This is a genomic window from Cardinium endosymbiont of Oedothorax gibbosus, from assembly GCF_936981045.1.
In the GTDB taxonomy this organism is placed as follows: domain Bacteria; phylum Bacteroidota; class Bacteroidia; order Cytophagales; family Amoebophilaceae; genus Cardinium.
This window is the reverse complement of record NZ_OW441264.1, coordinates 289,115-315,505: the sequence shown is the minus strand read 5'-3', so window position 1 is coordinate 315,505 and position 26,391 is coordinate 289,115. Positions and strand designations below refer to the sequence as shown.

Sequence of the window (26,391 nt, the reverse complement as noted above, 5' to 3'; positions counted from 1 at the left end):
AAAGATAAATCCTAAAAAATATTTATACACTTAAAACAAAAGACTCCGGGATTAGACGTATTGTGAACCAGTCATATATATATTAGTTATAGAAGGTTTTTTCTCTTTTAGTGCATAAGCTGTAATTCCAGCTATCAAATTGACTAGAAAATTAGGTATGCTTCTATGCCTGGAATGTTCTATCTGGCTAATATTTTTGAGCTGATCTATAATAGTTTCAATTATAGATCGTTTTCTAAGCATCAGTTTATCCCAGAGTGGCGTAAAAGCATTTTTCATATTTTTTCTGATCTGGGTAATGAGTTCCACGCCTTTCTCGATCAGTTTTTCAAATAAATCTTTGCTTATGTAACCTTTATCGGCAAACATTTTACCCATCAAGTGTTTATACAAATTTTCTACAGGAAGCCTATCATTAGTTTTACCTGTGGTCAGTTGAAAATTCATAATTTCTCCTAAATCATTGACTATCAAGTGCAAATTTAATCTAAAAAACCAACCGATGCTGGTTTTACCTTTAGTAGCAATCGATTTAAAAACCCTGTGCGTATAGGCTCTTTTGATATGGAAAACCTTGATGGCTGTTGCATCCATAAAATAACAACCTGTTTTTTTTAGCAAGACTTTGTGTAAAACAGTACAAGGGAACTAACGTTCTTTGGATCAGTTCTATAAATCTATTCTAGCTTACTAACTTTCCAAATTCACCAGAATGAAATTTCTGTAAATGAATATAATAAGACTTAAAATTTCTAAAACCAATCACATGAAAGGCAATAAGAATAGTCATTATTTCACTCAAAGTTAATGAACAAGTTCTAGTGGGTTTTCTTTTAGAATTGGTTAACAGTTGTTTTTCCATATACGGCATAAACTTTATGAGAAATTCATCAACAGCATAATATATTTCAACTAATTTTTCTACATTCATAACTGGCTCCTTTGGATAATCTGGTTAGTATTTTTTTATCTCCAAATTTAAAAAACAAAGGAACTTTATTAAAGCTATTTTTTAACAAGCTAATCCCGAACTCAGGTATATAGACTATAAAATCTGACTTCCTTACATTGCTTGGATTTAAGATATAGAGTTCTTTGGAGTTGCCGAACTTTTAATGTTCCGTTCATAGCTTTAGGGCAATCAGACATTCTCAACTCTTTTAAACTCGTTAACTGAAGTAGGGTCCCTTTCCTCTTGAGTGGTTTCCCAATCAATACGAACGGTATTATGGACCCCGCGGACTTCTGATATCACCCTTATTACGTGAGTTCGGGATTTATTTGACTGATTTACAACAATTTAATATCAATTATTTAGTTAATATTTGCACCTATTTAACAAGTTTTTATATCTAATTTTATAAATATAATATATATAATAAACTGATTATAAGAATTATTTGTTATTCAACTACCTATTTAACTGTCTATAAAAAAAATTTTATAAATTTTCATTGATATTGATTATCAAATGAAAAAATAATCTAATCCCGAACTCACGTTTATTGATTTCGCTTTACTTACACAATAAAGTTTCCAGTAGCCTACTGGATTCATATCAGATTTCCCGGACTACGATGTGAAACATTCATAGCGTGCAACCCCTAACACCCCGGCACTTGTATGATGGTCATGGTCTATTTTTTTCCATCCTACTATCAGCCTTCCTGTAGCCACTAGACAGTCGGCAAATGCGCTTAAACGGCTTAACGAGGCTAATTTGGGTTCACTTTTGTTGCAGCTCGCTATTTTGCAGATGCATTTAAAGGTAACTTAAACCTGTGAATCACCCCACAAATCCAACCTCCTGCTAGACTCCCGAAATAGACAAATTAGAGTCAGGGGACTTACACCCCATTTGTTGCACACCTGTTCCGGCGTGCAATGGCTCAAACTCGGTATAAGGTAGAACGCGTATTTGGAAGTATCAAAAGTTGGTTCCGAAGTTCAAGAGCGCATTATATAGGTCTTGCTAAAACCCATACACAACACGTTTTGGACGCAATAGCCTATAACTTATACAGGTCTCCAAATATCATATTAAAAGGTGTTTAGGGGAATGGTCTATCAAAAATGAACTGAAATAAACCTGAAAACCAATAAATAATAAAATGAGTTCGGGATTAGATTATTTTTTCATTTGATAATTAATATTAATAAAAATTTATAAAATTTGTTTTATAGACAGTTAAATAGGTAGTTGAATAACAAATAATTCTTATAATCAGTTTATTATATATATTATATTTATAAAATTAGATATAAAAACTTGTTAAATAGGTGCAAATATTAACTAAATAATTGATATTAAATTGTTGTAAATCAGTCAAATAAATCCCGAACTCACGTTCTTAATTTTTTATTCCGAACTAAAATGCCTAATCTTATTTCTACCCATCTGATTAATTTATTGTATGACTCTAAAACTAAACGATACGGAAAATAAATTAAAATATTTTTGTCCGATTTTTTCAGTCCAGTATAATTCCTTGACCAGCTATTATTTTGTAAGGTTAATAAACTTTTTCCATCCAATGGATATGATATAAAAGGTGGCCAAAATCGTTATATGAAGGAATATATAGGCCCACCCTGTGCCTAAAAAAGCGAGTTGGGCTGGCCATAAGGAAACTTTCCCCAATACTAAAAAGGTAAGCAAAAGAAGTAAAAAACCATGTGCATGATAAGGTATTGGATAACATTTTTGACCCATATAATACCCCAGTAGCCCCATAGCAGTTACACCACTGATAGAGGCGTATACGCAGCCCCAATGGGCCCATCTCGGTATCAATAGAAGTGCTGTAAACCCAATCACTAGGCTGCCCAATGCACTGATCCAAGTATTATATCGTGGATGATCGCTCAGTTTAAAGGCCGCACTAAAGTTGTAATAGACACCTAAAAGAATATGTGCAAATGCTAAGTAGGATACGGTGTCAATGGTGTGACGATAACCTGCATTCGGAATCAGGATTTTTGCCACCCAATTTATATTTAAACTAAAAAGCAATAGGCAGAAGCAGGATGCTAGTATAAATAGATGCATCGTTTGGCTATATAGCTTTAGCGCCTCCTTGCGACCTGAGTTGGCAAAAAAAAATGGTTCTGCAGCATGTTTAAAGGCTTGAATCCCTAATGTTATACATAGAGTTAGCTTATAGGAGGTGCCAAAGTTGCCTAACATTTCCTCCTTTGTATGGGTGCTATAAAAATTATTAGGAACCAATTGTCGAAATAATAAAAGAGGTAGTGTCTCATTCATCCTAAAAAACAACGTTGTAAAAAAAGAAGTGGCTGCATAACCGCCTATTGCCCGAGTTGTACGGCTATTCCAGATTAAATAAAATCCCTTAAAATTTGGTAGTAGAAAGGCTAAAGCGGTTAGGTTAGACAATAAATTGGCTATAAAAACAGCATCTAACCCATTTAAATATAGGGTTACATTTAAACCACTATACATTAAATATTCTATATATCTTAAATATAGAGGGCAATAAAGTAAAATAAAAGAAAAAGTAAGATTCGCAAAAGCTTGTAAAAATTTCACCGCCAGAAACCAAAAGGTCTTTTTTTCTACACGTAGGTTCGCATAGGGCATCATCAATAGGGTATCTAGCATAAGAATACCAGCCATATAATAGAAATAACGTATATGGGCTAAGTGGTTGGTTATTTTTGCGATTTGTGGGGTATATATGATGAGTAAGGTTGAAAAAATAATACTGGTAACCAGTAATATAGTTACAATTATATTGAAGGTATATTGTTTGCCTAATGTATGTACATACCTAAAATAGGTCATATCCATGGCCAAATCATAGATGACGTGGCCCAAAGCAATATAACTTCCATAGAATTCTATAATAATGCTATATGCACTGGGCGTCAGTACATTGGTTTGAAGTAGTAAAGCCAAATACGCACATCCGCGTACGATAATGTTGCTTATACCATATATAATGGTTTCTTTACCAAGTTTTTTAACCGCATTGTGCATGGTAGCTATTAGATATTTAATACCCTTCCTTTTCTTTATTCGTTACGGTTGACCTAAGTGGGTAGCCCTTTTTTAGGGTATAAAAGATGAGGGATTGCTAAATATGGCTCTGTCCACTTAAGTGTGTAAATTATTTTTTTGGTTTTATTCAATTCTGTTTTCAAATTTAATTAAAAAATGTGCCATAGCCTCGCTCCAGTTATGAATAACGTGAGTTCGGGATTTATTTGACTGACTTACAACAATTTAATATCAATTATTTAGTTAATATTTGCACCTATTTAACAAGTTTTTATATCTAATTTTATAAATATAATATATATAATAAACTGATTACCAGAATTATTTGTTATTAAACTACCTATTTAACTGTCTATAAAACAAATTTTATAAATTTTTATTAATATTGATTATCAAATGAAAAAATAATCTAATCCCGAACTCACGTTAGTAGCAAAAGCTTCTAAGGCCATCAATGCTTCTTGCTCAGTAACTGCTGTATAAATTGGTTTTAAATCAGCAACTAATACCTTTCTATGTTTATAAGAAACATACTGCAAACTACCCCTAATTGCATGAACAATACAGAGCTGATGTTCCGTTTTTGGGTATACAGCAGAAATGGCCTCAGACATGCCTGACAAATTATCTGTACATGCAATGAGCATATCGTTCATACCCCGATTTTTGAGTTCTGTTAAATTGCCTAACCAAAATTTAGCCCCTTCATTTTCACTCATCCAAAGCCCTAAAACATCCTTTATGCCAGATCTATCTATACCTAAAGCGACATAGACTGCCTTGTTGATGATGCGCTTATTTTGTCTAACTTTAACTACAAAGCAATCAAAAAAAACAATAGAATAGACTGATTCTAAGGGACGATTTTGCCATATCTTAACATCTTCAATAACAGAGTCTGTGATGTTACTTATCAGGCTTTCACTTACTTCTGCGCCATATAATTCCTGTATTTGAATCTGAATATCTGACAGACTCATACCTTTAGCATATAAAGATAAGATCTTATCATCCAAACCAGGAATTCTTGTTTGACGATTAGGCAATAAAATAGGTTCAAAAGTCGATGCTCTATCTCTGGGTACTTCAACCGATATAACGCCATTATCAGTAATAACTTGCTTACTGGATAATCTATTACGTACATTCTCTGAATCACTACGTGCATACTTATTATAACCTAAATGGTAATCCATTTCTGACTGTAATGCTTTTTCTACAAGACGCTTACTTAATTGTTTGAGTAAGCCATCTTGATCAAAAAGTCTGGAAAGGTCTACACCTGATTCTATCAGTACATCTATGGCCTTGCTTATCCCATCTTTAACTGTCTCTTTTCTTTTCATTGTTTTAAGTGTTACGATTTAGGTAAAGATAAATCCTAAAAAATATTTACACACTTAAAACAAAAGACCCATTTTTTTCCTCTATAAACATACGACCTTATGCTGAGCATTTCTACAAGAAATAGAGGGCTTCTTACGTGGATAAACAGCCGATATATTCAGTACACCCATATACTTAAGCACACGATCTCTGCCTACATTAAAGCCATCCTCTTGTAGCTGATTGTATATATAGCGATAACCATATTCCGGATGTTCCCTGTAGATTGAATCTATTTTGTTTAAAACAGATGTATTACAACCACTTAATTCCCTAGCTTTGTAATATATCAAAGAGCGATGTATCGATAATAATGCACATTGTCTTGCCTTGGATAAATTGGGAAGCTTGCATGTGACAAGACTTTGCTTATTTGGTAAATCCAAGCTCTTTAGCTTGCCCACTGCCCAATCTCGCTCAACGGTAGCCTTTCCTAAAGCCTTCGCAAGTGCATCGTTTTGATGCTTAAGTGTGCTAATTTCCTCTTTATACACACTAACAACCTTGGATGGATCAAAGGCTATAGAGGCATTCTCTAAAAATTGACGCTTCCAATTTTGAAGGGTTTTACTAGTGACGCCATATTTGGAAGACAGCTCAACTAGCGTTAAATCTTCTTTTAGTAAAGCGAATACTATCTTAGTTTTTTCTTCCGAACTAAAATGCCTAATCTTATTTCTACCCATCTGATTAATTTATTGTATGACTCTAAAACTAAACGATACGGAAAATAAATTAAAATATTTTTGTCCGATTTTTTCAGTCCAGTATACTTATGAAGCAAGCCATCATCAGCTTGTTTCTGAAAACAGGTCCAAAAGAACTCATTTTTATGTTAAATTAATTTGTATAAGCATGATAAAATCAGTAAATTTCTTGTCCCTTGATTATGTTGGTGATGTAGCTCAGTCGGTAGAGCATCGGACTGAAAATCCGTGGGCCGGAGGTTCGAGTCCTCTCATCACCACCTTATATCTTACCATCTAAGCCTATAACTGTTTTTGCACTCATATAAAGATGCTTTATCAACTTTTTTCTAAAATTTTTACTTCAAAGAAAGAGCAACAACTCCGTTTTTATAATCAAAAAATACCTGAAATCAACCAAATTTATCAGTCGTTACAGCTTCTTTCTCATGATCAATTACGGGCAGAGGTTACGGCTGTTCGTGGAGAGATAGACACGCACTTGCAACTTATTACATCTGAAATTGAGCGGCTAAGTAGATCAGCAGATGAACAGCTAACCGATGCTTTGGCTACAGTTCACGCCAGGGTAGACCATTACAAGCGGCTAGAGCAGTTAAAAAAACACCACAGAGTAGCATTGGGATCCATTTTAGATCAGGTATTGGCACGTGTCTTTGCCATTGTCAAAGAAACCGCTCGCCGTTTTAGAGATCATAGTCAGTTAAGCGTTTCCGCCAATGACCATGATCGAGCCATTGCTGCCCGTAAGTCTTACGTGACCATAGAGGGCGATCAAGCCATTTGGCAGAATCAATGGCAAGTAAGTGGGCGTATGGTTGTTTGGGAAATGGTTCACTACGATGTGCAATTAATAGGAGGGATGGTCTTACATCAAGGGAAAATAGCTGAAATGGCTACTGGGGAGGGTAAGACCCTGATTACCACCTTAGCTGCCTTTTTAAATGCATTAAGCAATGCAGGCGTCCATGTGGTTACCGTAAACGACTATTTGGCCAAGAGAGACACAGAATGGATGGCGCCTATTTTTGAATTCCATGGTTTTACAGTAGACTGTATAGATCGCTATCCTGCTTACTCCCTTGAGCGGCAACGTGCCTATCAAGCCGATATTATATTTGGTACCAATAATGAATTTGGTTTTGACTACCTCAGGGATAATATGGTAACAGATGCCAGTGATTTGGTACAGCGTGCGCACTATTTTGCTATTGTAGATGAAGTTGATTCTGTCCTTATTGATGATGCTAGAACACCACTTATTATTTCAGGTCCCGTAGAAGAGCGTGATGAGCACATTTATAAAGAGTTGGCTGCTAAAATTGCACAGCTCTATAGACTACAAAAGGAACTAGTGATTAAGCTGCTACAAGAAGCAAAGCAAAAAATAAAAGCAGGCAATATAGAGGAAGGAGGGCTAGCTCTTTTTCGTGCCTATAGGGGATTGCCTAAGTATAAGCCTTTAATTAAATTTCTTAGTGAAAAAGGCATGCGTCAAATCCTAGACAATGTAGAATCTTATTACATACAGGAAAATGCTAAGATGATGCCTCAAGCAGATGCCTCCCTTTTCTTTTCCATTGATGAAAGGCATAACAATGTTGAGATCACTGAAAAAGGGCTCACCTATCTAACCGAACAAGAAAAAGATCCCTCTTTCTTTATATTGCCAGACGTAGCAGCTCATATTGCGGCTATTGAGAATGATACTGCTTTGACCCATGAAGAAAGCCTCGCTAAGCGTTCTTATTTTCAGCAAACTTATAAGGTAAAAGCACAACGTATTCATGCCTTGCATCAGTTGTTAAAAGCATATGCCTTATTTGAAAAAGATGTGGCCTATATTGTATCCAAGGGTAAAGTAAAAATTGTAGATGAACAAACCGGTCGGGTATTGGATGGCCGTAGATATTCAGATGGCCTCCATCAAGCCTTAGAAGCCAAGGAGGGTGTTAAGATTGAAAAACCTTCTCAGACCTATGCCTCTATTACCCTTCAAAGCTACTTCCATATGTATGATAAGTTAGCCGGTATGACTGGTACAGCCGAGACGGATGCGGAGGAATTTTGGGATATTTATGGCCTTGCGGTAGTACCTATTCCCACCCATAGGCCATTGTTGCGAGAGGACAAAGAAGATAAGGTTTACAAGACAGTACGGGAAAAATTTAATGCCATCATTAAAGAAATAGTCTCCTTATCTGCCAAAAGGAGACCGGTTTTAGTGGGTACTACTTCTGTAGAAGTATCTGAATTGGTCAGCAAAATGCTTGCTTTTCGTAAAATTCCCCATCAGATTTTAAATGCAAAACACCATCAAAAAGAAGCGGAAATAGTGGCACAAGCTGGTATAGCTGGTACCGTTACGATTGCCACAAATATGGCGGGTCGCGGTACGGATATTAAGTTGGACCAGGCCTCAAAAGCAGCTGGTGGGTTGGCCATTATTGGTACAGAACGTCATGAATCAAGACGCGTCGATAGGCAGTTGCGTGGCCGTTCTGGGCGACAAGGCGATCCAGGTTCTTCTCAGTTTTTTCTTTCCTTAGAGGATAGTTTAATGCGTCTCTTTGGTTCTGATAGAATTGCGGCTATAATGGATAAAATTGGTTTGGAAGAGGGAGAGGTCATTCAACATGGTATGGTCAGCAGGTCTATCGAAAGGGCACAAAAAAAGGTAGAACAGAATAACTTTGCTATGCGCAAGCGTTTGTTAGAGTATGACCGTGAAATGGGTACCCATCGTGGTGCAGTTTATCAGAGGCGGAACCGTGCTTTATTAGGCAAAGGGGTTGAAGTGGATATTATCAATATGCTCTACGATACGGTGACCAACATTATAGAGCATGAAGATAGTAAACTAGAAGCAAGTTTTCTAAATCCCATTTTTTCTGCTGTATTTGGAGATACCTTTTCAGAATCATTTTTTGCAGGTAAAAAGAAAGAAGTCCTTATAGAGGCTATCTATCAGCAACTGGCAAAGACATATTCCCAACGCACTACAGCATTACAGGAGAGGTTATTTTCCTATTTTAAGGCGTCTGTTATAGGCAGTAGTGATCGTGTGGAAGTTCCCTTTTTTGATGGTAAAATGTACATTAGAGCGACTGTGTACCCTACACTCTTTATGGCGTCTGGTGGAAGAGAGCTGGTTAAAAATTTAGCATGCATGGTTGTCCTTCATGTAATTGATCAACATTGGAAAAGTCATTTACGGGTTATGGATGATTTAAAGCAATCGGTTCAAAATGCCATCTATGAAAGGCAAGACCCTATTATAACCTTTAAGTTTGAAGCCTATCACTTGTTTAGAAAATTCACGGCTACCATAAGTCAAGAAATTATTTCTTTCTTGTTCCATGCACCTTTTTATGTACAATTGCCATTAAAGTCCTATACGGAAGGGCAGCCGGGCAAAAAAGGTTAGTGGTTGCCTTAATTTTACTGCGCGCCAAATTTTTTGTCGGCAGCCATAAGCGTGGGGGCATACCAACCATCCATTAACCGCTTTTTGTAAGCCTGGGCTAGTACCTGTTCAAGTCAGTGGTAAAAATTTATATCACACTTCTTTATCAAGCAAAAAAAATAAAATATACATTCTTTACCATTTATGAAATAAGGAAGTGATAAATGCATGGGGATCAAAAGGCCTTAAGTCTTCTACTTTTTCGCCCACACCAATATATTTAATTGGAATAGAAAACTGATCTACTATACCCAGTACCATGCCTCCTTTAGAGGTTCCATCTAGTTTGGTTACAACGATTCCGGTTACGGCTACAGCAGCTGTGAAAGCTTCTACTTGAAGGAAGGCATTCTGTCCATTTGTGCCATCCAGCACCAATAATACCTCTTGTGGAGCTCCAGGAAGACACTTTTGAATGGTTCGTTTAATTTTAGCTAGTTCATTGATAAGATGTACTTTGGTATGTAACCGGCCCGCCGTGTCTATAATGGCCACATCTGCATTATTTCGTATAGTCTGTTGTACCGTTTCATATGCAACGGATGAAGGGTCTGATTGCATCTCTCGTGCTACTACTTCTGCCCCTATGCGATTGCCCCAAATGGTAAGCTGTTCTACCGCCGCCGGACGAAAAGTATCTGCAGCACCCAGTATAACTTTTTTGCCTTGGGTTATAAACTGTGCAGCTAGTTTGCCAATGGTAGTAGTTTTACCTACACCATTCACCCCTACTACAAGTATGATGTGCGGATGAACAGGAGCAATAGCATCCTTATTCGATATAGGTGCAACATGTAAAAGCTGCTCCGCCTCAGACTGTAAAATTTGGTCTAGTTCACTTGTGGTAAGGTATTTATCCCGTGCTACACGTTGTTCTATAGCACCTATAATCTTAAGGGTTGTAGATACACCCACATCTGAACCAATCAGCAATTCCTCTAACCTATCCAGCACATCACTATCAACGGTAGATTTTCCAGCGATAATTTTGGAAAGCTTACTCCAAAAAGACTGACGCGTCTTAGAAAGCACTTCTACTAAATGTGTTTTAGGAGTGGCTGGCTTAGAAAAAAAATCAAAAATACTCATAGCAAGTAACTTATTTTCCTGCCTATGCAAAACTATAGATTGCTGAATCAGTCTATTGCGCAATATACAAGGCAAGAGACGATCTGTTATTAAGGCTAGCAGAGACCAATGGCTATGTTCTACTAGATAGTATCTCTTTTATTGCTTCGGAGGGTACAATTCTGCTACGAAAGGTATAAGCCCCGGTTTTTGCTGATTTTTTTACTTGAATCAGCTTGGTCAACTTGACTGCATCTCCTTTAGAAAGGGTTGCCACTACTTTCTTTGCCATAATGGGTGATTATTTAATTTCCTTATGAAGGGTATGACGTTTAAGTATAGGATTATACTTTTTTAATTCCATGCGTGCAGTAGTAGTCGTTCTATTCTTTTCCGTGCAATACCGCGACATGCCTGCCATTCCACTACTTTTATGCTCTGTACACTCTAAGATTACTTGAACCCTACTGCCTTTTTTCTTTGCCATTTTGCTTTACTACTATTTATCAAGTTTCAAGTGATTACTTATTTAGACCAACCAGTGGTATTGCTTGGACAAAGTCCCCTTCTGCTTGGCCTCTTTTAACACCGCATAAATCCCCTTCTTATTGATGGTACGAATAATAGAAGTGCAAACCTTCAATGGAATCCAAATATCCTGTTCCGGAACATAAAAACGTTTCCTTTGCAAGTTTGGATAAAACCATCTTTTGGTTTTGTTATTTGCATAGGATACATTATTCCCTACAATAGGCTTTTTTCCCGTTATATCACAAATTCTTGCCATTTTTCTATATGCTTTAAAATACCTACAAATATATTATAAATTCGGACATTATTCAAATCCTTAATTGCTTCCGGTATGCATAACAAGCCCATATTGATACGCTCATGAAGGTTCTGTCTCGTTTATTCTAAAAAATGATTATTTTAGTATCGGTATTTAAAAAAGTAGTTATTATGTTTAATATTTCGCCCAAATTATTACCTTATTTTAAAGGCTATTGTTCTTCAGCAGAAGTCATCCTATTATTTGTCTAGATGAAGTGTCGTTTTTCCTTGAGCTATAGAGATTTGGAAGAGATGGTGCGTATGAGAGGCGCAAGAGTTGATCGTTCTACGCTACAAAGATGGGTTATTAAGTTTGTTCCTCTTATAGATGAAGCAGTAAGAAAAAAAAAGCGACCAGTTGGTGGTAGTTGGAGAATGGATGAAACCTATGTTAAACTAAACGGGAAGTGGATCTATTTATATAGAGCAGTAGATCGTTATGGTGATACAGTTGACTTTTTTCTATCTGAGCATAGAGACAAGTCTGCAGCTTTTTCTTTTTTTCGTAAGGCGATCACAGAAAATAATATTCCTAAGAAAGTAGTAATTGACAAAAGCGGTAGTAATAAAGCTGCCCTTGATGCGATCAATACAGAACTTGATCAAGATCATACCATTCAAATATTTCAAAACAAATACTTGAATAATAGAGTTGAACAAGATCATAGGTTTATCAAAAAACGGCTAAAACCTATGCTTAGTTTTAAGTGTCTTAAGGCTGCAGCCATTACCATTGCAGGGATAGAAAACATTCGTATGATTCAAAAAGGACAAGTAATCGGAGCTAAAAATCATCTTTCTACTTTTGAGAATTTTGTTATGCTAATGGCCGAATAATAACCAATATATATCCAAAACTTCACTTAAAAGAAAAGACGTTACTAACGAAAATATAGAAGCGACAGAACCCTGCAGCAATGCACCTAGCGTATGGAAGTGTTCGATAAACTGTGTCAGATCTTTAAAAAGTTATAATTTACATACTTAACAGATAAAGGTTTTAGCCATGGAAGAAAGAATACACAATGATTGTGTTGGCTTAGCAACGTGAGTTCGGGATTTATTTGACTGATTTACAACAATTTAATATCAATTATTTAGTTAGTATTTGCACCTATTTAACAAGTTTTTATATCTAATTTTATAAATATAATATATATAATAAACTGATTATAAGAATTATTTGTTATTCAACTACCTATTTAACTGTCTATAAAACAAATTTTATAAATTTTTATCAATATTGATTATCAAATGAAAAAATAATCTAATCCAGAACTCACGTTACTAGATTATAAAGCATTAGAGGCCCAATGGGAGCGAAGCTACAATATGACGACATTTGCGAGATCTTTCAAGAAAAAGAGTAGTATCTTATAACCTCAGTTCGGGATTAGACGCGTTGTGAACCAGTCATATATATATTAGTTATAGAAGGTTTTTTCTCTTTTAGTGCATAAGCTGTAATTCCAGCTATCAAATTGACTGGAAAATTAGGTATGCTTCTATGCTTGGAATGTTCTATCTGGCTAATATTTTTGAGCTGATCTATAATAGTTTCAATTATAGATCGTTTTCTAAGCATCAGTTTATCCCAAAGTGGCATAAAAGCATTTTTCATATTTTTTCTGATCTGGGTAATGAGTTCCACGCCTTTCTCGATCAGTTTTTTAAATAAATCTTTGCTTATGTAACCTTTATCGGCAAACATTTTACCCATCAAGTGTTTACATAAATTTTCTACAGGAAGCCTATCATTAGTTTTACCTGTGGTCAGTTGAAAATTCATAATTTCTCCTAAATCATTGACTATCAAGTGCAACTTTAATCCAAAAAACCAACCGATGCTGGTTTTACCTTTAGTAGCAATCGATTTAAAAACCCTGTGCGTATAGGCTCTTTTGATATGGCAAACCTTGATGGCTGTTGCATCCATAAAATAACAACCTGTTTTTGTTTTAGAAAAACTTTGTGTAAAACAGTACAAGGGAACTAACATTCTTTGGATCAGTTCTATAAATCTATTCTAGCTTACTAACTTTCCAAATTTACTAGAATGAAATTGCTGTAAATGAATATAATAAGACTTAAAATTTCTAAAACCAATCACATGAAAGGCAATAAGAACAGTCATTATTTCACTCAAAGTTAATGAACAAGTTCTAGTGGGTTTTCTTTTAGAGTTGGTTAACAGTTGTTTTTCCATATACGGCATAAACTTTATGAGAAATTCATCAACAGCATAATATATTTCAACTAATTTTTCTACATTCATAACTGGCTCCTTTGGATAATCTGGTTAGTATTTTTTTATCTCCAAATTTAAAACACAAAGGAGCTTTTTAAAGCTATTTTTTAACAAGCTAATCCCGAACTTAGGTTGTCAGATATTCAGATTCAAATACAGGAATTATATGGCGCAGAAGTAAGTGAAAGCCTGATAAGTAACATCACAGACTCTGTTGTTGAAGATGTTAAGATATGGCAAAATCGTCCCTTAGAATCAGTCTATCCTATTGTTTTTTTGATTGCTTTGTAGTTAAAGTTAGACAAGATAAGCGCATCATCAAAAAGGCAGTCTATGTCGCTTTAGGTATAGATAGATCTAGCATAAAGGATGTTTTAGGGCTTTGGATGAGTGAAAATGAAGGGGCTAAATTTTGGTTAGGCAATTTAACAGAACTCAAAAATCGGGGTATGAACGATATGCTCATTGCATGTACAGATAATTTGTCAGGCATGTCTGAGGCCATTGCTGCTGTATACCCAAAAACGGAACATCAGCTCTGTATTGTTCATGCAATTAGGGGTAGTTTGCAGTATGTTTCTTATAAACATAGAAAGGTATTAGTTGCTGATTTAAAACCAATTTATACAGCAGTTACCGAGCAAAAAGCATTGATGGCCTTAGAAGCTTTTGCTACTAAGTGGAATCAACAATACCCACAAATAGCCCAATCTTGGTATGCTAACTGGGATAATCTGATGGTATTTTTACAGTACCCTAATGCCATACGTAAGGTCATTTACACAACAAATGTTTGGAATCTGTAAATAGCCAATTTCGTAGAGTTACCAAAAATAAAAGAGTGTTCCCTAACGATCTAGCTGTTTTTAAAACATTATATCTAACTATTAACTACATGACTAAAAAATGGACCACCTCTATTCATAACTGGAGCGAGGCTATGGCACATTTTTTAATTAAATTTGAAAACAGAATTGAATAAAACCAAAAAAATAACTTACACACTTAAGTGGACAAAGCCCATTCTCGCACGGGCATAGTTCACTTTTCTTCCATCTTTTTTATGGCACAATATACTAATTTATACAAGGAATTTATACTGGTAAATGCCCCCTTTTTCTTAGTAAATTGTCTAATCTGCCTGTGCAAGCTTTCTGTGGGATTGGTTGTATAAATTAGCCTTCTGACAGGACCTGAATACCTAAAATAAGCAGATAAATGCTCCCAATTATTTTGACAAGATTTGGTAACCATCTGATACTTTTTTTCCCATTTTTCTTCCAGTTCCAATAGATAATGTTCAGCAACTTCCTTACTTGAAGCTTGATATATTTGCTTTAAATCAGTTAAAAAAATTTTACATCTTTGCTAGCTACATACTTGAGTGTGTTGCGTATCTGATGTACTATACAGACCTGAACTTGTGTATTAACGTGAGTTCGGGATTAGATTATTTTTTCATTTGATAATCAATATCAATGAAAATTTATAAAATTTGTTTTATTAGACAGTTAAATAGGTAGTTGAATAACAAATAATTCTGGTAATCAGTTTATTATATATATTATATTTATAAAATTAGATATAAAAACTTGTTAAATAGGTGCAAATATTAACTAAATAATTGATATTAAATTGTTGTAAATCAGTCAAATAAATCCCGAACTCACGTTATTAGGAAAAGCGGTATTTATGGCTGAAGGGAAGCTTTTTAGGCCATCAACGCAGACAATAAGGATATCTTCTACACCCCTTTCCTTAAGTTCGTTAAGTACACCTAGCCAGAAGTTAGTACCTTCACTTTCAGACAAATAGAAGCCTAATACTTCTTTTTTCCCCTCCTGATCTATGCCTAATAAGGTATACATGCATTTACTTACACATTTTCCATCTTCTTTCACCTTAAAAAACATGCCATCCATAAAAACTATTGGATAAACTGATTGAAGAGGACGGTTACGCCATTCATTTATTACCGGTAACAAGTTATCTGTAATAGCCGATATTTCAGCAGCTGGCACTTTATGATCATAAATTTCTTTAACATGAGACGCTATAGAATTATACCTCATACCACTAGAAAACATGCTTAAGATCTTGGTTTCCAGCTCAGGATGTAAACTTTTTTAAAGCTTTTTAACTATTTGCAGATCGAAACTACCTGTCCTATCCCTAGGGGTTACTAAATCAAATGAACCAGAGCTTGTACGAAAAGTTTTAGAGCTTTTGCCATTTCTTCTATTATTTTCTCGTGAATCACTAGATAAATGGTATGCCATTTCACCTTCTAGACTTGCCTCTAGAAGCTTTTTTATCAGAAGCGTTAAAGCACCACCTTTGCCTGTTAAAGGCTTACCTAAACGGATAGAGGATAAAATATTTGCCTCTAGAGATTTGTAATCTACTAAGCCAACGTAGTCATTATGCATTGTTTCTTCTATGGCTAAAACCTTTATCTGTTAAGTATGTAAATTATAACTTTTTAAAGATTTGACACAGTTTAGTGAACACTTCCGAACCCTTAAAGATGCTACAGTGAAAAAATACTATTATCAATCTCATGAGCATCTAAAAACGCATCTTTATCATTTTATTATAGCTTATAATCACGCTAAACGGCTTAAAACACTTAAGGGGCTTTCACCTTATGAGTTTATTTGTAAGCAGTGGGAGAAAAAGCCTGAATTATTTCATACTAATCCTTTCCACTACACTTTGGGACTAAACACCTAGTAACTTCTTAAAAACAAACGCGACAGAACCAAAATTATTCCTTATAATGTGCTTAACTTGACATCTATGGTTGGTGTGGCCCCTTGCTACCAGCCTTCATATCTTAACTTTATTGAATATCAAATTATTATTAAAGTAGTTCTGACGAAGTAAGCTCTTAAGCCCTCACTATTTGCTAAACAGATAGTAGCATAATTTTTATTTTCTCTAAAAATAGAATAAATTTACATTCATCAAATTGATGTTGATCTCGTAGCTCAGCTGGTAGAGCATCTCCCTTTTAAGGAGAGGGTCCTGGGTTCGAGTCCCAGCGGGATCACATTGCCAAAATGGTTACCAAACTTCGTTAAGCCTGTTTCTAGCCGCTATACTGGCGTATGACTTCCCTCCCACTAATAGTAAATCGCTAAGGCGTTCTTTAACAAAAGCGCTTGACTTTTTACTTACTTTTATCAAGCAAAAAATAGAATACATTTCTTTATGTATCGCATAACCAAATTCAGTCCACTATGCACCTCCCGCACATCCTTGCCTACTTTAGTGACTTAGTAGCCGTTACAGCAGGCCGAGTAGTAGCTGAAACAGCTAATTTGCCCATAACAGAACTCAGCATAGACAGCAGGAGTAAAACCCTTACACCATTTCCGCTTTTTTTTGCAATGGTAGGTATTAACCACAATGGTCATGATTATATAACAGAAGCGTATAACAAAGGCATACGCCAGTTTGTAGTAAACCACTCATGCAACTACTCTATCATAGAAACATACAACGATGTAAATATTCTAGCCGTAACGGATACATTAGAAGCGTTACACCAATTTATTACTTTTTACCGATCAAAATATCGCTTACCGCTGTTGGGTATTACAGGCAGCAATGGCAAAACGACTGTCAAGGAGTGGATGCATGAATGGTTATCCAGAAAGTACAAAACCGTTAGCAATCCACACAGTTATAATTCTCAAGTGGGTGTACCACTTGCTGTAAGTTTGTTACAGCCTGACCATGAATATGGAGTTTTCGAAGCAGGTATTTCGCAAACAGGTGAAATGGAAAAATTGGCTCGACTTATTCAACCCACCCATGGACTACTGACCAACATCGGCCCTGCGCACAGCCAAGGCTTTCAAAACATTACGCAAAAGATTGAGGAGAAATTAAAATTGTTTACCAGCTGTAGCACCATTTACTATTGTAAAGACCATCCACTGATTGACCTAACCCTTGCACAACTATATGGAAAAGTACTGGTAAATTGGTCTTTTCACAACCCAACAGCAGATTATCTGGTTACCTGCAAGCGACTAGCCAACCAAACCACATTACAAATTACTAGATCAACCAAAAGCAATACTTTTGTAACCCCTTTTCAAGATAGTGCTTCCATAGAAAATATCACCCATTGTCTGGTCTATCTACTAGACAATGGGTTTGATCCAGCACAACTGCAACGTTCACTGCTGCAGCTTAAAGCCATACCGATGCGCATGACCCTTAAAGCTGGCATCCATCGGTGTCAGATTATAGATGACACCTACACCAATGATATAGTCAGCCTAAGGATTGCATTAGATTTTATGAAACAACAACAGCTCACCAAACAAACGGTTATTCTATCTGATATGCTCCAATGTGCCACACCTGATCACCATCTTTATCAGGAACTAGCTATATTATTGGCCAAATATGCAATCGATCGATTGATTGGTATTGGACCAGTTATCAGCCACTATAGCCCCCTTTTTTCGATGTCAAAAACTATTTTTTTTAATAGCGTAGAAGCATTTATAGCAGAAAAGCCATCCTTTAAAGATGAAACCATCCTAGTAAAGGGGGCACGTAGCTTTCGGTTAGAACGCGTGGTGCAAACGATAGAAAAAAATACCCATGGAACGATTTTAGAGATAGATATGCATGCGATTAGGCACAACCTCTCCTACTTTAGAAGGCAACTAAAAGTAGGTACCAAAATCATGGCTATGGTCAAGGCCTCCACCTACGGCAGTAGCAGCAGTAGTTTTGAACTCGCTTCTGCACTACAGCGCCATAGTGTTGAATATCTGGGAGTTGCCTATATGGATGAGGGCATTTGTTTGCGCAAAAAAGGCATTACCTTACCAATTATGGTGATGAAACCAACAGACGATCACTTTGATGCCATCCTAAACTACCATTTAGAGCCAGAAATATACAGTTTAGCATTATTAGATGAACTAGCTGCTTTTATATCAGAAAGATCGATCCAACCTATACCCATCCACCTTAAACTAGAAACGGGCATGCACCGTTTGGGCATAACGGAAAGAGAACTAGACCAGCTCATAAGGCAACTACAACACATGCCTTGTCTACATGTCGTGAGTATCTTTAGCCATTTAGCCGCTTCACAAACAGATGTACACGATTCGTATACCTGCTTGCAAGTAGAAAAGTTTATACAGATGACGGAATATATAGAAAAACATCTGTCAATCAATCCTTTAAAACATATTTTAAATACCAATGGTATACTACGTTTTCCCCAGTTTCAATTTGATATGGTACGAATAGGGATTGGGTTACATGGTGTAGGGGTTGCGCCAACCATACGGCCCTATCTACTACCAGCCAGCACGCTTAAAACTACGATCTCACAGGTCAAATCTATTCAAAAAGGCGATAGCATAGGATATGATCGAAAAGCCATAGCCACGCAAGCTATGACGATTGCGACCATACCGATAGGTTATGCAGATGGTTTCAGCAGATCATTTGGCTGCGGAAAAGGCAGAGTAATCATTCAAGGTCATGCATGTCCTATTATAGGCAATGTATGTATGGATATGGCTATGGTTGATGTGACAGGTATAACGGTAAAACTTGGTGATGAAGTGATTATTTTTAGTGCAGCACACTCTATAGATCTACTAGCGGAGCAGTTAGGTACCATTTCCTACGAATTGCTCACGCAAATAGGCCCAAGGATAAAACGCATTTATTATACCTAATCATACTTTATTATACGCTAGGCATGACCTAAATTTGAAATAATAAAATCATTGGTATCTTGATTATTTATTTTAATATAGCATTTATACGCTAAACCATTATGCAAGCAAAGCTACTGTATCTATTCAGCGGTATGGCAATGGTATCCATTCAGCCTTTTAGCAATACTGCCTAAAAACAAGAAAAAAACGTCCCTTGTAAAAAGTTGCAATCAGAAAGCACATCTTACAGCTGATCAGAAAAACAGTTTCATGGAGCCCATAGGGTGGCTACTGATTTTCCAGCTGTAAGGTGTATTTTCAACAACTTTTTTCATAAGGCTTGATTTTTTGGCTACTTTTTGATCAAGCAAAAAGGTATGATATACATTTCTTTCTTACCCTTTAGACATTAATTCCTCTATTGCTTCTGCCTCTATAGGAATATTTTCTGTAGACCTTCTGCGAAAGAATCTATTCGCTACGGATGATGGCTATAGGACAGATTTGTATGGGATTTTTAAGGAAAATGGTTACAAGATTTGAACTTATAAGCTTAAAAAATGACCTAAAAACAGCCTAGAAAGCATATATTTCTTGGGTATGTACGTCAGTTCGGGATTAGACGTATTGTGAACCAGTCATATATATATTAGTTATAGAAAGTTTTTTCTCTTTTAGTCCATAAGCTGTAATTCCAGCTATCAAATTGACTAGAAAATTAGGTATGCTTCTATGCCTGGAATGTTCTATCTGGCTAATATTTTTGAGCTGATCTATAATAACGTGAGTTCGGGATTAGATTATTTTTTCATTTGATAATCAATATCAATGAAAATTTATAAAATTTGTTTTATTAGACAGTTAAATAGGTAGTTGAATAACAAATAATTCTGGTAATCAGTTTATTATATATATTGAGGTTGTTGCAATAGAGTTTTAAGCTTTGTTATAAAAAGTGACTTTTAGTGTTATACAATGGTTAAATTAGGTTGATTCTTTAATCGTTTAAACTTAAGCTTTTTAATAATATTGTTATGGCCGTCAAAACAAATAATCAATTAAGTTTTGCAGATATTTCAGCCAGTCGACGTAAGTGTAAGCATACTTTTTTCGATCAGCTTAATAAGCTGATTACTTGGAAAGTAATAGAAAAAGAACTTTTCTTGTATTATCCTAAAGGTTTGTGTTTATCAGGAAAGGCAGCTTATAGCCCGCTTCTTTTATTTAAAATGCTGTTGCTTCAAACATGGTATGCTCTGAGTGACTATCAAGTAGAAGAAGAAGTAAATGATCGTATCACTTTCAGCAGATTTTGTTGTATTTCCATGGATAGTTCTGTTCCAGATCATAGCGTATTAAGCAGGTTTAGGACTGCGCTTACGGAGAAGCAGGTCCTAGAAAGGTTATTGAAAATAATTAACGATCAACTATCTAGTCATGGTGTATTAGTTCAACATGGTGCAGTTGTTGATGCCTCTATTACGCCTACCGCTAGGCGCCCTAAAGGTAAAAAAAGCTATGATCTCCATGAAGATGGCACTATAACTGTAGCCGAAAGTTATCAAAAAGGTGTAGATCCAGAAGCGAGTTGGACAAAAAAAGGAGATAATCTCTACTATGGGTATAAGCGTCACATCCTTGTGGAAAGTAAAGAAGGCTTAGTCCTAGCAGTCAGTACCACAAAAGCATCTAGTCATGATAGTGCTCATTTACAAGTCTTATTGGATAAAGTAGAGCTAAAAGTAGGTAGTAGGCTATATGCAGATAAGGGCTATAGCGGATCACCTAATGAAACCTTATTAAAGAATAAAGCCTTAAAATCAGCTATTCAGAAGAAAGCCACTAGAAATAATCCTTTATCACCTACTGCTAAACGGTTTAATACATTGGTAGCTAAAACCAGGTATAAAGTAGAACGTGTATTTGGAAGTATTAAAAGTTGATTCCGAAGCTCAGGAGCTCGCTACATAGGACTTGCTAAAACTCATACGCAACACGTTATCGAAGCAATAGCCTATAACTTATACAGGTCGCCAAATATCATATTAAGAGGTCTTTAGGGGAATGGTCTGTCTAAAATGCAATAAAAGTACATGAAAATCAATAAATAATAAAATTAATACCACTTTAATACCAAAAATCAGTCTAAACAACCCTAAAAATATTATAATAGAAATCTATCACAACGGCCTAAAATTATATTTATAAAATTAGATATAAAAACTTGTTAAATAGGTGCAAATATTAACTAAATAATTGATATTAAATTGTTGTAAATCAGTCAAATAAATCCAGAACTCACGTTAATAGTTTCAATTATAGATCGTTTTCTAAGCATCAGTTTATCCCAGAGTGGCATAAAAGCATTTTTCATATTTTTTCTGATCTGGGCAATGAGTTCCACGCCTTTCTCGATCAGTTTTTCAAACAAATCTTTGCTTATGTAGTCGTCCCTGAAATATTATATATTTATTTGTTAATCAAGATAAATATGATTAAATTTGTATTATAGAATAACCAAATTTTGGTTTGTTTTGTACAAAAAGCTTGCAAAATAGGGATAAAATCTAAGAAGATATATCATAATTATGGTAGACTGCTTGAGCAACACTTATCTAGTTTTCTTAATCCAAAACACGCTTTATTCCAGTTAGCTGATTCGCTTCCTTGGCGCTCTCTAGAGTCAGATTTAGACCGCTGCTTTACCTATGGCCCTGGACAGCTTCCCTTACCTATTCATCTCATTGTAGGCCTGCTGATTCTGAGTCATATGTATCACATTTCTGATGAGCAAGTAGTCCTTAGATGGATAGAAAATCCTTATTGGCAATACTTTTGTGGTTATGATTATTTTCAGATTAAGTCACCTTGTCATCCTAGTTCATTAACCCGTTGGCCTCAGAGATTGGGAGAAGAAGGTCTCAACAAAATCTTATCGATGACTATACAACTAGCCCTTAAAAAAAGTAGTTTGCTCAAAAGAACTTGAAAAAGTGATACCTGATACTGCTGTAATGGAGAAAAATATTCGCTTTCCTACTGATTCTTCATTGCTGAATAAGGCTAGAGAAAAGCTGGTCAGTATAGCCAAGAAAACAGGTATTAAACTTCGTCAAAACTACCAACGTCTAAGAGCAGCTATCAAACGTAAAGTTGATGGCTATGCACATGCTAAGCAATTTAAACGTTTATCCAAGGGCGTTAAAACATTAAAAAACTATCTTGGGCGCGTAGTAAGAGATGTATAACGCTCTATACAATCCTGTGATGAGCAAATACGCACTCAATTTACACAGCTACTATCTCTAAGAAAAAGAATTATCAACCAATCAAAAAAAGTAAAAATAAAGTTTACAGTATCCATGAACCCTCTGTCTACTGTGTGAGTAAAGGTAAGCCTTCAAATCCGTATGAATATGGTTGCAAGGTACAATTTACGCTAACCCATAAACAGGGGTTAATTGTATCCACGGAAGCTTTACATCCTAATGTATATGATGGACATAGCTTACAGAGGAGTTTATTACAAGCAGAAAAACTATCTGGTACTAAGGTGAAATGTGCCTTTGTAGATAAGGGCTTAAAGGGGAAGTGTTCTATAAACTGTGTCAAGGCGATAAAAAGTTATAAATTAATTAAATAAACATTAAAGGTTTTAGACATGGAAGAAAATAAGGACAATTCCTATGTTGGTTTAGTAGATTACAAATCTCTGGAGGAAAATATTTTGTGCTCTATCCGTTTAGGTAAGCCTTTAACAGGAAAAGGTGGTGCTTTAACGCCTCTGATAAAAAAGCTTCTAGAGGCAAGTCTAGAAGGTGAAATGGCACACCATTTATCTAGTGATTCAACAGAAAATAATAGAAGAAATGGAAAAAGCTCTAAAACTTTACGTACAAGTTCTGGTTCCTTTGATCTGCTAACTCCTAGGGATAGGACAGGTAGTTTCGATCCACAAATAGTTAAAAAGCGTCAAACAAGCCTACATCCTGAGCTGGAAAGCAAGATCTTAAGCATGTTTTCTAGTGGTATGAGCTATAAATCTATAGCCGTTCATGTTGAAGAGATCTATGATCATAAAGTATCAGCTGCTGAAATATCATCTATTACAGATAGCTTGTTACCGATAATAAATGAATGGCGTAACCGCCCTCTTCAATCAGTTTATCCGATAGTTTTCATGGATAGGATGTTTTTTAAGGTAAAAGAAGATGGCAGATGTGTAAGCAAATGCATGTATACCTTATTAGGCATAGATCAAGAGGGTAAAAAAGAAGTATTGGGATTTTATTTGTCTGAAAGTGAGTGGGCTAACTTCTGGTTGGGTGTACTTAACGAGCTTAAGGAAAGAGGTGTAGAAGATATCCTTATTGCCTGTGTTGATGGCCTAAAAAGCTTTCCTTCAGCCATAAATAGCGTTTTCCCTAATGCACAAGTGCAGGTCTGTGTAGTACATCAGATACGAAACTCACTCAAGTACGTAGCTAGCAAAGACGTAAAACGTTTTTTAACTGATTTAAAGCAAATATATCAAGCTTCAAGTAAGGAAGTTGCTGAGCATTATCTATTGGAATTAGAAGAAAAATGGGGGGGGAAGTATCCAATGGTTACCAAATCTTGGCAAAATAATTGGGAACATTTGTCTGGTTATTTTAAGTATTCAGATCCTGTCAGAAGGCTAATTTATACCACCAATCCTATAGAAAGCTTGCATAGGCAGATTAGGAAGTTTACCAAGACAAAAGGAGCGTTTACCAGTATAAATGCTTTGTATAAATTAGTATATTGTGCCATAAAGAAGATCGAGGATAAATGGACTATGCCGCTGCGAAACTGGGCGTTGACCATATCTCAGATAGACATCTTTTTTCCCGGTAGATTAAAATAGACGTTGAGATGAACAGGAGATGTGACACAGTTTACAGAACACTTCCCTTAGAAGCAGCTCTGTCCACTTAAGTGTGTAAATTATTTTTTTGGTTTTATTCAATTCTGTTTTCAAATTTAATTAAAAAATGTGCCATAGCCTCGCTCCAGTTATGAATAGAGGTGGTCCATTTTCTAGTCATGTAGTTAATAGTTAGATATAATGTTTTAAAAACAGCTAGATCGTTAGGGAACACTCTTTTATTTTTGGTAACTCTACGAAATTGGCTATTTACAGATTCCAAACATTTGTTGTGTAAATGACCTTACGTATGGCATTAGGGTACTGTAAAAATACCATCAGATTATCCCAGTTAGCATACCAAGATTGGGCTATTTATGGGTATTGTTGATTCCACTTAGTAGCAAAAGCTTCTAAGGCCATCAATGCTTCTTGCTCGGTAACTGCTGTATAAATTGGTTTTAAATCAGCAACTAATACCTTTCTATGTTTATAAGAAACATACTGCAAACTACCCCTAATTGCATGAACAATACAGAGCTGATGTTCCGTTTTTGGGTATACAGCAGCAATGGCCTCAGACATGCCTGACAAATTATCTGTACATGCAATGAGCATATCGTTCATACCCCGATTTTTGAGTTCTGTTAAATTGCCTAACCAAAATTTAGCCCCTTCATTTTCACTCATCCAAAGCCCTAAAACATCCTTTATGCCAGATCTATCTATACCTAAAGCGACATAGACTGCCTTGTTGATGATGCGCTTATCTTGTCTAACTTTAACTACAAAGCAATCAAAAAAAACAATATAATAGACTGATTCTAAGGGACGATTTTGCCATATCTTAACATATTCAATAACAGAGTCTGTGATGTTACTTATCAGGCTTTCACTTACTTCTGCGCCATATAATTCCTGTATTTGAATCTGAATATCTGATAGACTCATACCTTTAGCATATAATGCTTTTTCTACAAGACGCTTACTTAATTGTTTGAGTAAGCCGTCTTGATCAAAAAGTCTGGAAAGGTCTACACCTGATTCTATCAGTACATCTATGGCCTTGCTTATCCCATCTTTAACTGTCTCTTTTCTTTTCATTGTTTTAAGTGTTATGATTTAGGTAAAGATAAATCCTAAAAAATATTTACACACTTAAAACAAAAGACCCGATAGCTAATTTACAGCTCATCTCAATAACCTTGGCTACTAGGTTGCTAATACCATGATGTATCTTAGTTAATGGAGCATTTGACATAAAAGCAGGTGTAGTAACTAATTTATTATCATGGTCTACAACAATACTATTAGCTTTACAAGTCTCTTCTAGTGCGCCTATTTTATTTATTAATGGATTGCTTGCTCCTAGCGTAATTTTTACCTTAGTATATTCCTTCAAGGCTAAAGCCAATATAGCTGGAGCAATACATATGGCTCCGATTGGTTTTAATGACTTGTAGAACTGGACAATAATAGATTTTAAGTCATCTATTACCATAGCATTTTCATTTTTAAAAGCCAAATCAGATAAGCTTGTAGCAACACCAGCTCCACCAGGTAATATAAGTGCATTAAAATTTGTAACATCTAGTTTACTTAATGGGTAAATTTTACCACGCGCAATACGGGCTGATTCTACCAGAATATTGCGTTCTTGGGTCATTGCTTGGCCTGTTAAATGGTTGATTACGCAATGTTGTTTTTGATTAGGAGCAAAAATTTTGACACTGGCGTCATGTTTATCTAATTCAAGCAACGTAAAGATTGTTTCAAAAATTTCTGCTCCATCTAAAAAACCACATCCTGAAATTACTACAGCAATTTTTATCATAATATTATTCTTTTAAACCAATGCTCTGCACAAAAAGTTACTTTCTATGAATTATTTTTAATTGGCTAGTAAGTATCAACTTTTATTACCTTCCCAGTTAGCCCCTTGTTAATTGATGCCTATAATTTTTAGACTATATTACGAATCAATTTACCTGCGGCTTCCCTCATGTGTTCCCTATAAACGTGAGTTCGGGATTAGATTATTTTTTCATTTGATAATCAATATTGATAAAAA

At 35.6% G+C, this 26,391-nt stretch carries 14 protein-coding genes, 2 tRNA genes and 11 pseudogenes; 11 read left to right on the top strand and 16 right to left on the bottom strand.

Going from position 1 to position 26,391, the window contains the following annotated elements:
• Window positions 1-51: 51 nt before the first annotated feature.
• Window positions 52-931 (bottom strand): annotated as a pseudogene (locus tag NBW36_RS01370) (IS982 family transposase).
• Window positions 932-1,869: 938 nt separating this feature from the next.
• Between NBW36_RS01370 and NBW36_RS01365 the strand changes: the two are divergent.
• Window positions 1,870-2,055, top strand: coding sequence for a transposase (locus NBW36_RS01365; protein WP_439099485.1), 186 nt, complete (start codon window positions 1,870-1,872; stop codon window positions 2,053-2,055).
• A gap of 445 nt (window positions 2,056-2,500) precedes the next feature.
• Here NBW36_RS01365 and NBW36_RS01360 read toward each other — a convergent pair whose 3' ends face one another.
• The 3 genes from NBW36_RS01360 to NBW36_RS01350 all read right to left on the bottom strand — a co-directional run bounded on the left by NBW36_RS01360 (window position 2,501) and on the right by NBW36_RS01350 (window position 6,093).
• Entirely contained in the window at window positions 2,501-4,000 is a 1,500-nt protein-coding gene (locus tag NBW36_RS01360) for a lipopolysaccharide biosynthesis protein (protein WP_250238608.1), read from the bottom strand.
• Between the two features lie 413 nt (window positions 4,001-4,413).
• A complete protein-coding gene (locus NBW36_RS01355) occupies window positions 4,414-5,367 on the bottom strand; it encodes an IS256 family transposase (RefSeq protein WP_250238607.1) in 954 nt (317 codons plus the stop codon).
• A gap of 81 nt (window positions 5,368-5,448) precedes the next feature.
• Window positions 5,449-6,093, bottom strand: a complete 645-nt coding sequence (locus tag NBW36_RS01350; RefSeq protein WP_250238606.1) for an IS3 family transposase — start codon at window positions 6,091-6,093, stop codon at window positions 5,449-5,451.
• A 208-nt stretch (window positions 6,094-6,301) separates the two neighbouring features.
• Here NBW36_RS01350 and NBW36_RS01345 point away from each other — a divergent pair.
• Both NBW36_RS01345 and secA read left to right on the top strand, forming a co-directional pair.
• Window positions 6,302-6,374 (top strand) — tRNA-Phe (locus NBW36_RS01345).
• A 50-nt stretch (window positions 6,375-6,424) separates the two neighbouring features.
• A complete protein-coding gene (gene secA, locus NBW36_RS01340) occupies window positions 6,425-9,541 on the top strand; it encodes a preprotein translocase subunit SecA (RefSeq protein ID WP_250238605.1) in 3,117 nt (1,038 codons plus the stop codon).
• Window positions 9,542-9,715: 174 nt separating this feature from the next.
• Here secA and ftsY read toward each other — a convergent pair whose 3' ends face one another.
• The 4 genes from ftsY to rpmB form a co-directional block, all read right to left on the bottom strand.
• A complete protein-coding gene (gene ftsY / locus NBW36_RS01335; protein ID WP_250238603.1) occupies window positions 9,716-10,669 on the bottom strand; it encodes a signal recognition particle-docking protein FtsY in 954 nt (317 codons plus the stop codon).
• 112 nt (window positions 10,670-10,781) lie between these two features.
• Window positions 10,782-10,940 (bottom strand): DUF4295 family protein, encoded by a 159-nt coding sequence (locus NBW36_RS01330; protein ID WP_250238601.1) that lies wholly within the window; start codon window positions 10,938-10,940, stop codon window positions 10,782-10,784.
• Window positions 10,941-10,949: 9 nt separating this feature from the next.
• Window positions 10,950-11,135, bottom strand: a complete 186-nt coding sequence (gene rpmG, locus NBW36_RS01325) for a 50S ribosomal protein L33 (protein ID WP_250238599.1) — start codon at window positions 11,133-11,135, stop codon at window positions 10,950-10,952.
• A 42-nt stretch (window positions 11,136-11,177) separates the two neighbouring features.
• Window positions 11,178-11,435, bottom strand: coding sequence for a 50S ribosomal protein L28 (gene rpmB, locus NBW36_RS01320; RefSeq protein ID WP_250238597.1), 258 nt, complete (start codon window positions 11,433-11,435; stop codon window positions 11,178-11,180).
• A gap of 173 nt (window positions 11,436-11,608) precedes the next feature.
• Between rpmB and NBW36_RS01315 the strand changes: the two are divergent.
• Window positions 11,609-12,316 (top strand): annotated as a pseudogene (locus NBW36_RS01315) (IS6 family transposase).
• 556 nt (window positions 12,317-12,872) lie between these two features.
• Here NBW36_RS01315 and NBW36_RS01310 read toward each other — a convergent pair.
• Window positions 12,873-13,754, bottom strand: a pseudogene (locus tag NBW36_RS01310) (IS982 family transposase).
• Window positions 13,755-13,859: 105 nt separating this feature from the next.
• On the opposite strand from NBW36_RS01310, the pseudogene NBW36_RS01300 reads away from it, so the two are divergent.
• Window positions 13,860-14,709, top strand: a pseudogene (locus tag NBW36_RS01300) (IS256 family transposase).
• A gap of 62 nt (window positions 14,710-14,771) precedes the next feature.
• Here NBW36_RS01300 and NBW36_RS01295 read toward each other — a convergent pair.
• Window positions 14,772-15,151 (bottom strand): annotated as a pseudogene (locus NBW36_RS01295) (transposase); the annotation flags it as partial.
• A 249-nt stretch (window positions 15,152-15,400) separates the two neighbouring features.
• Window positions 15,401-16,156, bottom strand: a pseudogene (locus tag NBW36_RS01290) (IS256 family transposase); the annotation flags it as partial.
• 85 nt (window positions 16,157-16,241) lie between these two features.
• On the opposite strand from NBW36_RS01290, the pseudogene NBW36_RS01285 reads away from it, so the two are divergent.
• The 3 genes and pseudogenes from NBW36_RS01285 to NBW36_RS01275 all read left to right on the top strand — a co-directional run.
• A pseudogene (locus NBW36_RS01285) lies at window positions 16,242-16,460 on the top strand (IS481 family transposase); the annotation flags it as partial.
• 246 nt (window positions 16,461-16,706) lie between these two features.
• Window positions 16,707-16,779 (top strand) — tRNA-Lys (locus NBW36_RS01280).
• Between the two features lie 190 nt (window positions 16,780-16,969).
• Entirely contained in the window at window positions 16,970-19,450 is a 2,481-nt protein-coding gene (locus NBW36_RS01275) for a bifunctional UDP-N-acetylmuramoyl-tripeptide:D-alanyl-D-alanine ligase/alanine racemase (RefSeq protein ID WP_250238592.1), read from the top strand.
• A gap of 600 nt (window positions 19,451-20,050) precedes the next feature.
• Here the strand turns inward: NBW36_RS01275 and NBW36_RS01270 are convergent.
• A pseudogene (locus NBW36_RS01270) lies at window positions 20,051-20,212 on the bottom strand (IS982 family transposase); the annotation flags it as partial.
• Window positions 20,213-20,466: 254 nt separating this feature from the next.
• Between NBW36_RS01270 and NBW36_RS01265 the strand changes: the two are divergent.
• A pseudogene (locus tag NBW36_RS01265) lies at window positions 20,467-21,492 on the top strand (IS5 family transposase).
• 245 nt (window positions 21,493-21,737) lie between these two features.
• Here NBW36_RS01265 and NBW36_RS01260 read toward each other — a convergent pair.
• Window positions 21,738-21,878: pseudogene (locus tag NBW36_RS01260) on the bottom strand (transposase); the annotation flags it as partial.
• A 114-nt stretch (window positions 21,879-21,992) separates the two neighbouring features.
• Between NBW36_RS01260 and NBW36_RS01255 the strand changes: the two are divergent.
• Window positions 21,993-23,021: pseudogene (locus NBW36_RS01255) on the top strand (IS5 family transposase); the annotation flags it as partial.
• A 72-nt stretch (window positions 23,022-23,093) separates the two neighbouring features.
• On the top strand, window positions 23,094-24,320 hold the full coding sequence (locus NBW36_RS01250; protein ID WP_250238590.1) for an IS256 family transposase: 1,227 nt from the start codon (window positions 23,094-23,096) through the stop codon (window positions 24,318-24,320).
• A 94-nt stretch (window positions 24,321-24,414) separates the two neighbouring features.
• On the opposite strand, the gene NBW36_RS05520 is transcribed toward NBW36_RS01250, so the two are convergent.
• The 3 genes from NBW36_RS05520 to elbB form a co-directional block, all read right to left on the bottom strand.
• Window positions 24,415-24,555, bottom strand: a complete 141-nt coding sequence (locus NBW36_RS05520) for a hypothetical protein (RefSeq protein ID WP_369127318.1) — start codon at window positions 24,553-24,555, stop codon at window positions 24,415-24,417.
• A 140-nt stretch (window positions 24,556-24,695) separates the two neighbouring features.
• Window positions 24,696-25,424 carry an IS256 family transposase gene (locus NBW36_RS01245; RefSeq protein WP_252393348.1) on the bottom strand — a complete coding sequence of 243 codons (729 nt, stop codon included), beginning with the start codon at window positions 25,422-25,424 and terminating at the stop codon, window positions 24,696-24,698.
• A 46-nt stretch (window positions 25,425-25,470) separates the two neighbouring features.
• Window positions 25,471-26,154, bottom strand: coding sequence for an isoprenoid biosynthesis glyoxalase ElbB (elbB, locus tag NBW36_RS01240; RefSeq protein ID WP_250238588.1), 684 nt, complete (start codon window positions 26,152-26,154; stop codon window positions 25,471-25,473).
• Between the last annotated feature and the right edge of the window lie 237 nt (window positions 26,155-26,391).

Excerpts from the sequence above, each read along its gene's own strand:
- NBW36_RS01360 (WP_250238608.1), bottom strand. The coding sequence starts at position 4,000 with ATGCACAATGCGGTTAAAAAACTTGGTAAAGAAACCATTATATATGGT.
- NBW36_RS01355 (WP_250238607.1), bottom strand. The coding sequence starts at position 5,367 with ATGAAAAGAAAAGAGACAGTTAAAGATGGGATAAGCAAGGCCATAGAT.
- NBW36_RS01350 (WP_250238606.1), bottom strand. The coding sequence starts at position 6,093 with ATGGGTAGAAATAAGATTAGGCATTTTAGTTCGGAAGAAAAAACTAAG.
- secA (WP_250238605.1), top strand. The coding sequence starts at position 6,425 with ATGCTTTATCAACTTTTTTCTAAAATTTTTACTTCAAAGAAAGAGCAA.
- ftsY (WP_250238603.1), bottom strand. The coding sequence starts at position 10,669 with ATGAGTATTTTTGATTTTTTTTCTAAGCCAGCCACTCCTAAAACACAT.
- NBW36_RS01330 (WP_250238601.1), bottom strand. The coding sequence starts at position 10,940 with ATGGCAAAGAAAGTAGTGGCAACCCTTTCTAAAGGAGATGCAGTCAAG.
- rpmG (WP_250238599.1), bottom strand. The coding sequence starts at position 11,135 with ATGGCAAAGAAAAAAGGCAGTAGGGTTCAAGTAATCTTAGAGTGTACA.
- rpmB (WP_250238597.1), bottom strand. The coding sequence starts at position 11,435 with ATGGCAAGAATTTGTGATATAACGGGAAAAAAGCCTATTGTAGGGAAT.
- NBW36_RS01275 (WP_250238592.1), top strand. The coding sequence starts at position 16,970 with ATGCACCTCCCGCACATCCTTGCCTACTTTAGTGACTTAGTAGCCGTT.
- NBW36_RS01250 (WP_250238590.1), top strand. The coding sequence starts at position 23,094 with ATGGAAGAAAATAAGGACAATTCCTATGTTGGTTTAGTAGATTACAAA.
- NBW36_RS01245 (WP_252393348.1), bottom strand. The coding sequence starts at position 25,424 with ATGAAAAGAAAAGAGACAGTTAAAGATGGGATAAGCAAGGCCATAGAT.
- elbB (WP_250238588.1), bottom strand. The coding sequence starts at position 26,154 with ATGATAAAAATTGCTGTAGTAATTTCAGGATGTGGTTTTTTAGATGGA.